Raw genomic sequence first — 13383 nt, 5'->3', positions numbered from 1 at the left:
CACCCGAGTCTCGTTACGGGGCGCCTCAGGACACCGAGAGGCGTCGGACACCTTCAGCCGTGACCCTGTACCGGCGCTTGCGACTGGTGGGAGGAGCCGTAGCCTCGAGCATGCCACGGCCGATGAGCTCGTTGATCCGGCTCAGCGTCCGGCTGTAGGTCCATCCCAGGTGGGCGGCCACCGGTCGCGTGGCATCCAGGCCCTCCGCACCCACAGCACGCAACACGGACTCCAAGTCTTCGTCCAGGACGATCGTCCCGCCGGGTCGAGGCGCCGATCTTTCGAGTGGGCTCGATGGGTCGACATCGGATCCGGCCACTCGGGAAGACAGCGCGACGTCCGGTGAGAGCTGATACCGGGCATAACGTCTCCCGCCAGAACGCTCGGCAAGCCCCCTGTCCACGAGGTCAGTGAGTGCCGCGGTGGCTTCCCGGCTGTCGAGTCCCCAACTGCGCAACCGCTCGTTGGACACCTCGGTGCCGTGGTGGAGCATCGCCAGGGCCATGTGCTGGGCATCGGTGAGGCCGGTGACGCCAAGGGAGGCGATCCATTCCACGGTGTCGGTGTCGAGAAGGGCATGCCGGGGAACGGTGACCTTGACGTGGCTCAGCGTGGCCTCGAACTCGGGCGGGGTCATGCCTGCAGCGCGCAGCGTCGCCATGATCCGGGGAATGCCCGACCCCCTGTTCTCGCAGACCACCTCGCCCCGGCCCGGGAGTTCGACGTCGGAGAGCAGACGAGCAAGCAGACCGTTGCGCGAGGACGTGATCTCATCCGCGCCGAGCCCTCCGACCTCGACGCCGCCGTAAAGCGAACCCGGGTTCTTGACGACGAGCCGATCTGCATAGAGCTCGATCTGCACTTGGGTCCCCCTGGCCAAGGGGCCGTAGTCCCGGTGCATCAGGGCGTTGACCACGAGCTCGCGCACGGCTTCGAGCGGGTACTCGTATCGGTCCGACCGTCCAGCCCCCTGGATGACGGCGCCACGCAGCATATTGCGCTCCACCGCGGCCACTGCGTCCTGCACTATGACCGGCAGCGGACCGTCGACGGTCTGGTTGTCGAGAAACCGTCGTCCGTCCTGGGTGGTTTCGCCCATGGTGGTTCCCGGCAGCGCCACGAAGGTGACGTTGAGCTGCGGGAAGAACTGCTGCGGGTAGATGCCCAGGCACAGCAGGCCCGCCAGTGACGGAACGAGGTTCTCACCGTCCCGCACCAGTACGCCCAGGCGGGTGAGAGCGACGTCGTCGGACACTCCGGCGAAGGCCCGAGGGGAGCGCTCCCGCACGCGGGTGAGCAGCGCGGAGACCGCTTGGGGGTCGAGGTCAGCGAGTGCGGCCTCCCTGACCGGCTGCTGATCATCGGTGGGTTGGCCCTGGTTGGCGAGAAGCTGAGTGACCTCGTACTGGGTCAGTTTCCGATCACCGTCGCCCACGCGGAGGTAAGAACCTCCGTAGACACCCCGGGCCGTCACGTAGCACGGCTTCTCGCCGGAATTCATCTCCGGGACGTCGATCCGGACGATGCGGGCTCCTTCGAACGGCTCGATGGCGATCTCGCACCGCACCGCGGGTGTCATGGAGTCCGCCGCCATGCCTGCCGCAGCATCCCGGATGGCATCGGCGTCGAACGACGCCACAGGCGTGAAGTCCTCGTCCTCACTCAGTCCGAGGAGAACGATGCCTCCCTCCCCGTTACTGAAGGCACTTAGAGTCTCCTTGAGGGATTTCGGCATTCCTCCCGCCGCCGCTTTGACCTCCACTTGCGTGGGCTCGGCTCCGCGACGACGGAGATCGGCGACGACCTCGCGTGTTTCGCTCACGGAACTCCCTCACTCGTTCTTTCATTCACTTGTCACTCACTCATTGTGCCTGAATGAGGAGCGAATGACAGAGTGAGCACCTGAATGAACCTTTAGGTCGCTCGGCGCTCGTTGTCTCCATGTAGGACATCATCCTGAAGCCGCTCTTCCCAGACTGATATATGAGTCGTATGCTCAGTGCAGATCCAGCAGTGGATCGATCGCCAACTCGACGAGGAGTGGAACAGCATGCGGCAACTCGCGCACCGGCTCGAACGGCTGGGCACCGAAACCGCCTTCAGCGTCGCCCAGGCCGCGGCCGCCTGGAAGGCACAGGGGAACCGTGTGTACCCCTTCCACCTCGGCGACATCAACATCCCGACGGCCCCGCACATCGTCGAGGCCATGAACCGGGCCATCGCCGACGGCTACACGGGCTACTGCCCCGGCCCCGGCATCCCGGAGCTGCGTGAGGCTCTCGCCGAGGACATCGGCTCACGTCGCGGCATCAGCCTCACCCCGGACAACGTCGTCGTGATGACCGGCGGAAAGCCCGTCATCACGAAGTTCCTGCAGGCGGTCATGAACCCCGGCCAGGAGGTGCTCTACCCGAACCCCGGCTTCCCGATCTACGAGTCGCAGATCGAGTACCTCGGCGGCACGGCGGTGCCGTACCGCTACCTCCCCACGGAGAGCGGATTCGCGATCGACCTCGACCAGGTGCGCGCCGCGATCACCCCGAACACGGTCGCCATCATCTACAACGACCTGCAGAACCCCATCTCGGCCGAGTCCACGGCGGCCGAGCGCGAGGCCGTCGCGCAGCTGGCCCAGCAGCACAATCTGTGGGTGCTGTCCGACGAGGCCTACTTCGAGACGCGCTACGAGGGGGTCTCGAACTCGATCGCGTCGCTGCCCGGCATGGCCGAGCGCACCGTCATCCTCTACACGTTCAGCAAGAAGTTCGCCATGACCGGCTCGCGCCTCGGCTGCGCCGTCGCGCCGCCCGAGATCGCCAAGGTGCTCAGCACCCTCAACACCAACGACGAGTCGTGCACCACGCACTACGTGCAGTGGGCCGGCATCGAAGCGCTCCGCGGCCCCCAGGCACCCGTGCAGCAGATGCTCGACACCCTGCGCGAGCGCCGGGACGCCGCCTGCGAGCTTGTGAACGCCACCCCCGGCATGCACGTGGCCGTCCCGCACTCGACGTTCTACCTCTTCCCCGACGTCACCGCCGCCATGGAGCGCATGGGCTGCACCGAGGTCGGCGACTTCGCCACGGCGGCCCTGCAGCAGACCGGCGTCTCCTTCTGCACGCGCGAGCACTTCGGCCGACGCCAGCCCGGCGAGGAGCGGCAGTACATCCGGCTCGCCTACTCGGGCATCGACGTCGCCGACATCCGCGATGGTCTGGGCCGCCTGCGCGAGTGGATCGAGACGGCATGAGCCGGGTCGTCGTCACGGGACGGGTGCCCGACGCCGCCATCGAGAAGCTCCGCCCCGAGCACGAGGTCGACGCCTGGCCGGGCCCGGAGTCGATCGGCCGTGAGGAGCTGCTGCGGCGAGTGGCCGGCGCCGATGCCGTCGTGAGCCTGCTCACCGAGCGCATCGACGCCGAGCTGCTCGACGCCGCCGGCCCGCAGCTGCAAGTGGTCGCGAACGTCGCCGTCGGCTACGACAACATCGACGTGCCGGCCTGCAGCGAACGCGGCGTCGTGGCCACCAACACCCCCGGGGTGCTCACGGAGGCCACCGCCGACATCGCGCTCGGCCTCATCCTCATGGCGACCCGCCGGCTCGGCGAGGGGGAACGGCTCATCCGCTCCGGCCAGGCCTGGAAGTGGGGCATGTTCTTCCTGCTCGGCAGCAGCCTGCAGGGCAAGACCCTCGGCGTCGTCGGCATGGGCGGCATCGGCCAGGCGACCGCGCGCCGGGCCAGGGCCTTCGGCATGGAGATCGTCTACCAGTCGCGCCGCGAGATCGATCCCGGGATCGCCGCCGAGCTGGGCGCCCGGCGGGTCGGCCTCGACGAGCTGCTGGCCGTCTCCGACGTCGTGTCGCTGCACTGTCCCTACGGTCCCGCCACGCACCACCTGATCGGCGCCGAGCAGCTGGCGGCGATGAAGGACTCGGCGTACCTCGTCAACACCGCGCGCGGGCCGATCGTGGACGAGGCAGCGCTCGCGGCCGCGCTGCGCGAGGGCCGGATCGCGGGGGCCGGACTGGACGTCTTCGAGCACGAGCCCCAGGTGCACCCCGAGCTGCTGGAGCTCGACAACGTGGTGCTGGTGCCGCACCTGGGCTCCGCCACCGTGGAGACGCGCACCGCGATGGCGGTGCTCGCTGCCGAGAACGTGCTCGCCGTGCTCGGCGGGCAACGCCCGCCCACACCGATCTGCTAGCGGCGGGAGCACCGGCTCCGCCTCGAGAGGCATGTGACTCCGGTGCCACGCCCCCGGCGGCAGGTCGGCCTCGGCGGTGACGCGGGCGGCCATGCCTCACGAGGTGGTGCGGAGCCAGTCCTCGAACCGGGTCGGGGCGGTCGTGAAGTCCCCTCGGGGCAGGAGGCCTCCGTTGCCGAGGGCGGTGACGGACACCGGCACCCGGACGACCTTCCGGCGCCCTCCTCGGCGCCGGGCGACGGCACGGGCCAGCTCCGCCATGTCGCGCACCTCGGGCCCGGCGATGACGGCGTCGCGCAATGCCGCGGTGCCGCCGGGCTCGAGGGCGCGATCGGCGACGAACGCGGCGGCCTCCTCGGCGGCCAGCGGCCGGGAGCGCATCCCGGGCACCACGGAGAACGGGCCGATGCGCAGCTGCGACAGCAGGGTCTCGGCCAGTTCGTACCACTGCGCCGAGGCCACCACGGTGACCGGGACCGGCCCGGCACGGTAGGTCCGCTCCTGGGCGGCCTTGCCCGCGTAGTAGCCCATCCACCGGTGCACCTCCGGTTCCCGGGCGTTGAGGATCGTGACGCACACGATGCGCGGCACCCCGGCCCGCTGGGCCGCGGCCAGCACGTTGCGGGCCGTGGTGGTGAAGTAGTCGACGGCGCGCCGGCGGGACAGCGTGGCCAGGTGGAGGCAGTCCACCACGGTGGAGACCCCGGCGAACGCGGTGTCCAGCCCTGCACCGGAGTAGGCGTCGACGCCCTGTCCGCGTGAGACCTCGACGACGTCGACACCTCGCTCCCGCAGGCGCGCCACGACGCGCGAGCCCAGCTGCCCGGTCGCCCCCAGGACGGCCACCTTCAGGCGCTCGCCCTCACCCGTGCTCTCCATCGCCCACCGCTCTCTTCCGGTCCGCCCGCGTTCTGGTGCTGACGGCATCGATTCTCCTCACCAACAGGTCCTGCCGCGAGTGGCACTTTCTCGATTGCCATCGATTCTCTGCCACATCCGTGGGACCATGGACCCATGATCAGCAACGTAGCCGTCATCGTGTTCGACGAGGTCTCCCCCTTCGAGCTCGGGGTGGCCTGCGAGGCCTGGGCGATCGACCGCTCCGGCGACGGGCTGCCGGTGATGGACTTCGCCGTGTGCAGCCCCGACGGGCGGCCGGTCCGCACGATCGCCGGCTTCGACGTGGCCGTCCAGCACGGGCTCGACCGGGTGGCCGCGGCGGATCTCGTGGTCCTCCCGGCCATCTCCCGGGAACGGGACGTCCCGGCAGAGGTGATCCAGGCGCTGCGCGCGGCCCACGACCGCGGCGCCCGGATCCTGTCCATCTGCTCGGGCGCGTTCGTGCTGGGGGCGGCCGGGCTGCTCGACGGCCGCCGCTGCACCACCCACTGGATGCACACCGCGGAGCTGGCCGAGCGGTTCCCCGCCGCGCAGGTGGTGCCTGAGGTGCTCTACGTGGAGGACGGCACGATCCTCACCAGCGCCGGCACCGCGGCCGGTCTCGACGCCTGCCTCCACCTGTGGCGCCAGGAGTTCGGTTCGGCGGCCGCCAACACCGTGGCGCGGCGCATGGTCGTGCCGCCGCAGCGCCAGGGCGGGCAGGCCCAGTTCATCAAGGAGCCGGTCCCCGAGCAGCGGGCCGAGACGCTGGACCCGCTGCTCACCTGGATCGTGGGACACCTCGACGAGCCGCTCGACGTCGACGCCCTGGCCCGGCGCGCGGCCATGTCCCCGCGCACCTTCGCCCGCCGGTTCCGCGACGAGACGGGCACCACCCCGCACGCCTGGATCACCGCGCGGCGCCTGCACCGGGCCGAGCAGCTCCTCGAGGAGACGGATCTGCCGGTCGAGCGCATCGCCGCGGACGTGGGCTTCGGCAACGCGGCCACGCTGCGCCACCACTTCACCCGGATCCGCAGGCTCAGCCCGCAGCAGTACCGCCGCCGCTTCGCGGCCACCGTCTGAGCAGCACCGCCTGAGCACCACCGCCTGAGCGCCGCCCCGTGAGCGGCACCTCGGCCGCGGCCACGCGGCTGAGATCCTTGTCCGTGGTCGCGGTCGAGGTCCGAGACATGTCCTCTGCCGCGCCCGGACGAGGTACCGACGGAAATGGCAGAAATCGACCGGAGGGAGGCATTTCTGCCACTCGTGCGGGGAGGTTCGAGCGACCAGGCTTGTCAGTGTGAGAGTGAGCCGGATCGGGCCGGCGCACGACAGGCAAGGAGCCAACCATGATGACGGACCTGTTCCTGATGCTCGCCGCAGCCGCCGTGCTGTCGGTGTACACGCTGATCGGGCGCCTGGCCATTCCCGCGGAGGACCGGGTGCCGCTGCGTGACCTCGGCTGGGACGGCTGGGTGCACACGCTGCGGCGCAGCCTGGTGGTGCTGGGCGACTCCACCCCGGACGTCGGCGCCCCACGGGGACGATGAAGGACTGGGGCCGACCGTGGCGGCCCGGCAGGACGAGGGCCCCGGTGCGCGTTCGCACCGGGGCCCTTCACTTGCCGGTCAGAGCTCCCGGTCCTCCACGACGTCGAGGTCGTGGAACGCGGGCTCCCCGTCCATGAGTTCCATCATCTTCTGGGCGTACTCCTGGGTCTGCGGGAGGTTGGAGTTCTCCATGGCGGACTCGTAGGAGTCGAAGAAGACGATCTCGCGGTAGCGGTTGGGGTCCTTGCGGTCCCTTCCCAGCAGGACACGGCGGGCGGTCCGATTCCCCTGAGAGGCCTGCTCCCACTCGTTGACGACCCGCTCCACCTCCTCCGGTTTCGAGGTGGTGTATTCGATCAACTGGACGAAGGCCATGACGCACGCTCCTTTGGATCAGGCCTTTCCGGGCTCCCAGTTTAATCCTGTCGCGCCGGCGAGATCCGGACGGACGAACAATGACGGCCCGTACCGTGGACCCCACCGCCGGCCGCGCGTCCCGCCGCACGACGGACCGCCCGACCCCGACCAGGAGAGCCCGATCCGATGAAGATCCTGATTCCCGACACCACGGACATCGACCCGGCGGACCTCACCGGCCACGAGGTCGTCCGCTACGACTCCGCGGTCCCCGTCCCGCCGCAGCACGCCGACGCGGAGGTCGTCGTCGTCTGGGGCACCCCGCCCGACGCCCTGCAGGAGACGGCCCGCCGGCTCTCCCGCGTGCGGCTGGTCCAGGCGCTGGCGGCCGGGCCGGACAGCGTGCTGGAGGCCGGGTTCCGCGAGGACGCCGTCATCTGCGCCGGGGTCGGCCTGCACACCCTGCCCGTGGCCGAGCACGCGCTGGCGCTCATGCTCCACCTGGTCCGCCGGCTGCCGGCTGCGGCCCGGTCCCAGGCGGAGCGCTCCTGGGATCCGCGACTGGGCGGCCTGCAGCCGCTGCACCCCGAGGACCGGGTCACCACGCTCCTGGACGCGCGTGTCCTCATCTGGGGGTTCGGCGCCATCGGGCAGCACCTGGCCGATCTGTGCACCGCCCTGGGCGCCCGGGTCACCGGCGTGGCCCGCAGCGCCGGCGAGCGCGGCGGATATCCGGTCGTCACCCTGGAGCAGCTGCCCCAGCACCTGCCCGGGACGGACGTGCTCGTCCTGATCCTGCCCCACGACCCGGCGACGGAGCGGGCGCTGAACCGGGAGCGGCTCGACGCCCTGCCGTCGCGCGCCCTCGTCGTGAACGTGGGCCGGGGATCGACCGTCGACGAGGACGCTCTCGTGGACGCCTTGGCCGGCGGCTCCATCGCCGGCGCGGCGATCGACGTCGCCGCCCAGGAGCCCCTGCCCGCGGACTCCGCCCTGTGGTCGGCGCCCGGCCTGACCATCACCCCGCACATGGCCGGTGGCCGGCCCATCGGGTCCGCGCAGCTGCTGCTCGACAACCTCCGGGCCCTGACGCGGGGCGGCACGTTCACCAACCGGGTCGGCCGGGAGCGGACCGCCCGCTGACTAACGCCCGGGCGCCGGGCCGGGTCCGGCGCGGCCGACACACGGCGTCTTGATCCCCGACCCCAGCGCTGATCGACCTCCCGGGGCTAGGATTCGCATACGCAACAGCGGTTCGGTGGTCGGGCCCCACCCGGCACACCGGAAACCGTCTGGGCGCCTGCACTCCGTTCCCCGCCGCACCGGGTCCCCTCCTCGTCCGCCGGTCCGCCCCTCCCCGGGACGGACGGCGCCGAGGCCCGCCGGTGGGGAAGCCCCCGCTGCCCTCCGGAAGGTCCCCCCGTGCGCCTGTCTGCCCGCCTGTTCTCCGCCGCCCTGCTGTCCGCCCTGGCCCTGTCCACCGTGGCACCGGCCGCCTCGGCCGCACCCGACCCCGCGCCCGCCGCCCAGGAGCAGGACGGCCAGGAGACCACCCGCTACCTCGTCCGCTACTCCCCCGGCTCCGACGTCGCCGCCCAGGCCCGGGCGCTGCGCGCCGAGGGCAAGGCCGTGGGGCGGGTCTTCTCCACCGCGGTCCGCGCCCTGGTCGTGACCACCACCCCCGGCCAGGCGGCCGCCCTGGCCCGCTCCCCCCGGGTGGAGGCGGTGGAACCGGACCTGCCCGTGCGCATCTCCGAGACCCAGCAGGCCGCCCCGTGGGGCCTGGACCGGATCGACCAGCGCGCCCTGCCGCTGTCGAGCACCTACACCGCCCCCACCAGCGGCGCCGGCGTCAGCGCCTACGTCGTGGACACCGGGGTCCTGGCCTCCCACACCGACTTCGGCCCCCGGGTCACGGCGGGCTTCACCACGGTGGCCGACGGCCGCGGCACCGGCGACTGCAACGGCCACGGCACCCACGTGGCCGGCTCCGTCGCCGGCACCACCCACGGGGTCGCCAAGGCCGCCACCGTGGTCCCCGTGCGCGTGCTCGACTGCACCGGCGGGGGCTACATGTCCGACGTGGTGGCCGGGCTGGACTGGATCGCCGCCCACCACACCGCCGGGGTCCCGGCCGTGGCGAACCTCAGCCTCGGCGGATCCGCCAGCACCACCGTGGACGCCGCCCTCCAGGGCGTCATCGACGACGGGGTCACCGCCGTGGTGGCCGCCGGCAACTCCGCCGCCGACGCCTGCACCACCTCCCCGGCCCGGGTGCCGGGCGCCCTCACCGTCGCGGCCAGCGACCGGTACGACCAGCAGGCGAGCTTCTCCAACCACGGCAGCTGCGTGGACCTCTACGCGCCCGGGGTGAACATCACCTCCGCCGCCCACACCTCCACCACGGGCGTGACCACCATGTCCGGGACCTCCATGGCCGCCCCGCACGCGGCCGGAGCGGCCGCGCTCCAGCTGGCCCTGAACACGGGCTCCAGCCCGAGCCAGGTCACCTCGGCCATCACCGCCGGGGCCACCACCGGCGCCGTCACCAGCACCTCGGCCGGCACCCCCAACCGGCTCCTGCACGTGGCCGCGGCCGGGGACACCGCTGCCACCCGGCCTGCCGCCCCGACCGGCGTCCGGGCCACCGCCGGCAGCCAGTCGGCCACCGTGTCCTGGACCCAGGGCTCCGACGGCGGCTCCGCCCTGACGGCCCAGCACCTCCACGTCTACTCCGGCACCCAGAGGATCTTCTCCGGAGCGGTCTCGGCCACAGCGACGGAGGCGCGGATCACCGGTCTGCGCGCCGGGGCGAGCTACTCCTTCGCCGTCACCGCCACCAACGCCGTGGGCACCAGCCCCGAGTCCGCCCGGTCCAACACCGTCACCGCCCTGCGCTGAGCCGGCTGCCACGCAGGACCCGGAACGCCGCGCCCCTGGTGCGCCCCGTGCGGTGCGCACCAGGGGCGCGGCCCTGCGGACGGCCGGGAGTTCGCGGCCGCAACGAAATGTTGCCTGTGGGGTGCGTCATATTCGGGCCCTGTTTGCGGGGCCGGCGGCGAATCCCTCATGGTGGTTGTGGGGACAGACCAGGGCCTGACCAGAGGCACTTCTGGTCACCTGCGGCCGTGTTGCACTGCCCGTCGGACAAGGGGGTCCACGAGGTGGCACCACGGCCGGCCTCACCCTGAGGGGGGAAGCGCTGGAGGCGGATCGTGCTGGGGGGCACGTCCGCCTCCAGCCATGTCCGCCCCCGGTTCCGCACTGAAGCCGGACCCTCTCGTCACGAATCGATCGGGTCGGTCCGCGCCGTCAGGGGGTCCAGCCCAGGACCTGCCCGCCGAACCACATCAGAGCGAACCAGGTCACCGCCGCCACGACGGGCACGAGCAGCACCAGGTAGGACCGGCGCTGCACCAGCCGCACGCCGACGGCGGTGAGGACCACCCACCAGACGAGCAGCAGCACCACCGCCCACAGCGGAGCCATCAGGCCGCTGGCCAGATAGAAGTACCCGGCCACGAGGTGCGTGACCGCGGCGACCACGACCGCGAGGACGAACCCGAGCTGTCTCCCCGTCGTCATGCAAACACTGTGCGCGGGCAAAGCCCACGCGCGCAAGAGCCCGCGAGCACGCGCCGCGTGGGTGCGCAGAGGCCGACGAGTACGCTGACCCCTGTGCTGTGCACCGGCGAAGACGCCTCGGAGAAGGAACCCCCGAGCACGCGCGATCCGGGCGCGGCCCGGTCATTCGTCGGCCGCCGCGGCGTGCCGGGGCCATCTGGTCCGGGCGAGGGCTGCGGCCCGACCATCAACAGGAGCGGATGGGCATGAGGTCGGCGGCGATCGCACGGGGACGTAGGGCGACACTCCTGTCGACGCCGGACGAATACTGAGCAGATGCGACGGTCGAAAAGTGAGCACTCGACGATTGGAGTGTGATCACTGTGGAAGATTGGGCGTTGATCCGTCGGCTGCATGCCGAGGGGGTGCCGAAGTCCCAGATCGCGTCGCGGCTGGGGATTTCGCGGAACACGGTCGCCAAGGCCGTGGCCGCCTCCCGGCCACCGCGCTACGAGAGGTCCGCCGGGCCCAACGCGTTCACCGATGTCGAGCCGGTCGTGCGGGCGCTGCTGGCCGAGCACCCGTCCATGCCGGCCACGGTGCTGGCCGAGCGGGTGGGGTGGTCGGGGTCCATCACCTGGTTCCGGGACAATCTCCGAGCCATCCGCAGCGAGTACGCCCCGCCCGATCCGGCGGACCGGTTGTTCTACCGTCCCGGGGACCAGGTCCAGTGCGATCTGTGGTTCCCGCCGGCACGGATCCCGCTGGGTGACGCTCAGCAGGGATCACCGCCGGTGCTGGTGATGGTCTGCTCCTCCTCGCGGTTCATCACCGCGGTGATGATTCCCTCGCGCACCACCGGTGATCTGCTGGCCGGGATGTGGCACCTGGTGGTCGAGCAGATCCAGGGCGTGCCGCGGCGGTGGGTCTGGGACAACGAGTCCGGCATCGGTCGCGGGGGCCGCCCGGCCGAGGGGGTGGTCGCGTTCATGGGCACGATGGCGGCAACCCTGGTGCAGCTCAAGCCCTACGACCCGGAGTCCAAGGGCATCGTGGAGAGGGCCAACGGCTATCTCGAGACCTCGTTCCTGCCCGGGCGCAGTTTCGCTTCCCCGGCCGACTTCAACGCCCAACTGCGCCAGTGGCTGGTGGGTGCCAACACCCGGCGGGTGCGGGCCATCGCCGCCCGGCCGGCGGAGCTGATCGCCGCTGATCGGGCCGCGATGCTCCCTGTGCCGCCGGTCGCCCCGGCGATCGGGCACCGCTGGTGGGTGCGGCTGGGTCGGGACTACTACGTGCGGGTCGCCGGCAACGACTACTCCGTGGACCCGACCGTGATCGGGGCCATGGTCGAGGTCACCGCTGACCTGGATCGGGTGCTCGTGCGTCACCAGGGCCGGGTCGTGGCCGAGCACGCGCGCTGCTGGGCAAGGGCGACCACGGTCACCGACCCGGCGCACGTGGCTACCGCTGCGGTGCTGCGCCGGGCCTACCAGCAGCGCCCGCACCCGGGCGCCGAGGCGGATCCGCTGGTGCGGGATCTGGCCGACTACGACCGCGCGTTCGGGATCGAGGTCGCCTGATGGCCACCACACCGGCCGAGACGGCCAAGACCCTGGAGTACCTCACCGCCTCGTTGAAGGCCCCACGGATCCGTGAGGCCGCCGCCCGGATCGCCGACACTGCCCGTGCGGGGCACTGGTCCTACGAGGAGTACCTGGCCGCCGTCCTCGAGCGCGAGGTCGCCGCCCGCAATGCCTCCGGGGCCCGGCTGCGGATCACTGCCGCAGGCTTCCCCGCGATCAAGACCGCCGAGGACTTCGACTTCACTGCCCAGACGGCGATCACCCACACCGACTACGCCGCGATGGCCTCGGGCCGGTACCTGGCCGAGGCCGGCAACATCGTGCTCCTCGGGCCCCCAGGCACCGGCAAGACCCACCTGGCCACGGCCCTGGGCATCACCGCCTGCCAGCAGGGCCACCGGGTGCTCTACGCCACCGCCGTGGACTGGATCCACCGGCTCAAGGGCGCCCACGACACCGGGCGCCTGGACGCAGAGCTGCGCAAGCTGGGCCGGTACCGGCTGATCATCATCGACGAGGTCGGCTACCTGCCCTTCGAGCAAGAGGCCGCGAACCTGTTCTTCCAGCTCGTCTCGACCCGCTACGAGAAGGCCTCGCTGATCCTCACCAGCAACTTGCCCTTCGCCCGCTGGGGCGAGGTCTTCGGCGACGTCACCATCGCCGCGGCCATGATCGACCGCATCGTCCACCACGCCGAGGTCCACACCCTCAAAGGCGCCAGCTACCGACTCAAGACCTTGGGCACCGACTCCCTGCCCAGCACCACCCACCAGACCAACTAGCGACATCCACTGCTCACTTTTGGGCCGTCGCTACTGCTCACTTTTCGACCGTCGTTGACAACTCCTGTGGACCGCCCTCGTCATCGCCGCGCTGACCCTGATCACCCTCGGCCTCGAGCGCACCTTGCTCTGGGTCTCCACACCGCAGCTGAGGCAAGAGGCCCGCCTCGGACATCTGTTCATCGGCATCGGGAGCGTCCTGTTCGTGGCGGCAGCCATCTGGTCACACCGGCTCCGGATGCCGTGGTGGGTGTCCGCAGTGGTCGCTGCTCCCGCGGTCCTGGTCGGAGGATCGTCCTGGGCCGCGCCGGACAGCCTGTTCCCCCACCTCGCGGCGCTCTTGGCCCTACCGGTCGCTGTGGTCGGTCTGATCGCCGGGATGATGCCGAGCACGACGTCCGGTGGCTGCGGCAGCGGTCAGTCATGACGGCTGCGTGAACCCGGCACCGCCCAACC

General features: G+C 71.3%; 12 protein-coding genes. 8 read left to right on the top strand and 4 right to left on the bottom strand.

The features are described 5' to 3' along the window. Nucleotides 1-25: 25 nt before the first annotated feature. Complete coding sequence (locus tag AYX06_RS11520) at nucleotides 26-1822, bottom strand: ATP-binding protein (RefSeq protein ID WP_198161397.1); 1797 nt, start codon at nucleotides 1820-1822, stop codon at nucleotides 26-28. Nucleotides 1823-2050: 228 nt separating this feature from the next. Here AYX06_RS11520 and AYX06_RS11515 point away from each other — a divergent pair, with 228 nt between their 5' ends. Together AYX06_RS11515 and AYX06_RS11510 are read left to right on the top strand one after the other, a co-directional pair. Next, nucleotides 2051-3250, top strand: a complete 1200-nt coding sequence (locus AYX06_RS11515; RefSeq protein ID WP_062737027.1) for a pyridoxal phosphate-dependent aminotransferase — start codon at nucleotides 2051-2053, stop codon at nucleotides 3248-3250. Then, a complete protein-coding gene (locus AYX06_RS11510; RefSeq protein ID WP_062735881.1) occupies nucleotides 3247-4206 on the top strand; it encodes a 2-hydroxyacid dehydrogenase in 960 nt (319 codons plus the stop codon). The genes AYX06_RS11515 and AYX06_RS11510 overlap by 4 nt, the downstream gene beginning before the upstream one ends. 96 nt (nucleotides 4207-4302) lie before the next feature. On the opposite strand, the gene AYX06_RS11505 is transcribed toward AYX06_RS11510, so the two are convergent. Then, nucleotides 4303-5085, bottom strand: coding sequence for an SDR family oxidoreductase (locus AYX06_RS11505; RefSeq protein WP_186815698.1), 783 nt, complete (start codon nucleotides 5083-5085; stop codon nucleotides 4303-4305). A gap of 135 nt (nucleotides 5086-5220) precedes the next feature. Between AYX06_RS11505 and AYX06_RS11500 the strand changes: the two genes are divergently transcribed. Then, nucleotides 5221-6171, top strand: coding sequence for a helix-turn-helix domain-containing protein (locus AYX06_RS11500; RefSeq protein WP_062735880.1), 951 nt, complete (start codon nucleotides 5221-5223; stop codon nucleotides 6169-6171). A gap of 266 nt (nucleotides 6172-6437) precedes the next feature. Next, complete coding sequence (locus tag AYX06_RS11495; protein WP_062735879.1) at nucleotides 6438-6638, top strand: hypothetical protein; 201 nt, start codon at nucleotides 6438-6440, stop codon at nucleotides 6636-6638. A gap of 78 nt (nucleotides 6639-6716) precedes the next feature. Here the strand turns inward: AYX06_RS11495 and AYX06_RS11490 are convergent, their stop codons facing one another. Beyond that, nucleotides 6717-7013, bottom strand: a complete 297-nt coding sequence (locus AYX06_RS11490; RefSeq protein WP_062735878.1) for a hypothetical protein — start codon at nucleotides 7011-7013, stop codon at nucleotides 6717-6719. A gap of 168 nt (nucleotides 7014-7181) precedes the next feature. On the opposite strand from AYX06_RS11490, the gene AYX06_RS11485 reads away from it, so the two are divergent. Both AYX06_RS11485 and AYX06_RS20750 read left to right on the top strand, forming a co-directional pair. Next, nucleotides 7182-8138 carry an NAD(P)-dependent oxidoreductase gene (locus AYX06_RS11485; protein ID WP_062735877.1) on the top strand — a complete coding sequence of 319 codons (957 nt, stop codon included), beginning with the start codon at nucleotides 7182-7184 and terminating at the stop codon, nucleotides 8136-8138. A 279-nt stretch (nucleotides 8139-8417) separates the two neighbouring features. Next, on the top strand, nucleotides 8418-9896 hold the full coding sequence (locus tag AYX06_RS20750) for a S8 family serine peptidase (protein ID WP_062735876.1): 1479 nt from the start codon (nucleotides 8418-8420) through the stop codon (nucleotides 9894-9896). Nucleotides 9897-10307: 411 nt separating this feature from the next. Here the strand turns inward: AYX06_RS20750 and AYX06_RS11475 are convergent, their stop codons facing one another. Then, nucleotides 10308-10580 (bottom strand): hypothetical protein, encoded by a 273-nt coding sequence (locus AYX06_RS11475; RefSeq protein ID WP_062735875.1) that lies wholly within the window; start codon nucleotides 10578-10580, stop codon nucleotides 10308-10310. A 353-nt stretch (nucleotides 10581-10933) separates the two neighbouring features. On the opposite strand from AYX06_RS11475, the gene istA reads away from it, so the two are divergent. After that, complete coding sequence (gene istA / locus AYX06_RS11470) at nucleotides 10934-12142, top strand: IS21 family transposase (RefSeq protein ID WP_084271588.1); 1209 nt, start codon at nucleotides 10934-10936, stop codon at nucleotides 12140-12142. Beyond that, nucleotides 12142-12927: an IS21-like element helper ATPase IstB gene (istB, locus tag AYX06_RS11465; protein WP_047802659.1), complete on the top strand. Its 786-nt coding sequence runs from the start codon at nucleotides 12142-12144 to the stop codon at nucleotides 12925-12927. The genes istA and istB overlap by 1 nt, the downstream gene beginning before the upstream one ends. Nucleotides 12928-13383 lie beyond the last annotated feature (456 nt).

The organism is Kocuria turfanensis (genome assembly GCF_001580365.1).
GTDB classification, from domain to species: domain Bacteria; phylum Actinomycetota; class Actinomycetes; order Actinomycetales; family Micrococcaceae; genus Kocuria; species Kocuria turfanensis.
Note: the sequence above shows the minus strand (reverse complement) of the source record. Positions and strands in the feature narration are given on the sequence as shown.

Bases quoted from the DNA above. Each gene is read 5' to 3' on its own strand.
- AYX06_RS11475 (WP_062735875.1), bottom strand. From the start codon at position 10,580: ATGACGACGGGGAGACAGCTCGGGTTCGTCCTCGCGGTCGTGGTCGCC.
- AYX06_RS11495 (WP_062735879.1), top strand. From the start codon at position 6,438: ATGATGACGGACCTGTTCCTGATGCTCGCCGCAGCCGCCGTGCTGTCG.
- AYX06_RS11490 (WP_062735878.1), bottom strand. From the start codon at position 7,013: ATGGCCTTCGTCCAGTTGATCGAATACACCACCTCGAAACCGGAGGAG.
- istB (WP_047802659.1), top strand. From the start codon at position 12,142: ATGGCCACCACACCGGCCGAGACGGCCAAGACCCTGGAGTACCTCACC.
- AYX06_RS11510 (WP_062735881.1), top strand. From the start codon at position 3,247: ATGAGCCGGGTCGTCGTCACGGGACGGGTGCCCGACGCCGCCATCGAG.
- AYX06_RS11485 (WP_062735877.1), top strand. From the start codon at position 7,182: ATGAAGATCCTGATTCCCGACACCACGGACATCGACCCGGCGGACCTC.
- AYX06_RS11515 (WP_062737027.1), top strand. From the start codon at position 2,051: ATGCGGCAACTCGCGCACCGGCTCGAACGGCTGGGCACCGAAACCGCC.
- AYX06_RS11500 (WP_062735880.1), top strand. From the start codon at position 5,221: ATGATCAGCAACGTAGCCGTCATCGTGTTCGACGAGGTCTCCCCCTTC.
- AYX06_RS11505 (WP_186815698.1), bottom strand. From the start codon at position 5,085: ATGGAGAGCACGGGTGAGGGCGAGCGCCTGAAGGTGGCCGTCCTGGGG.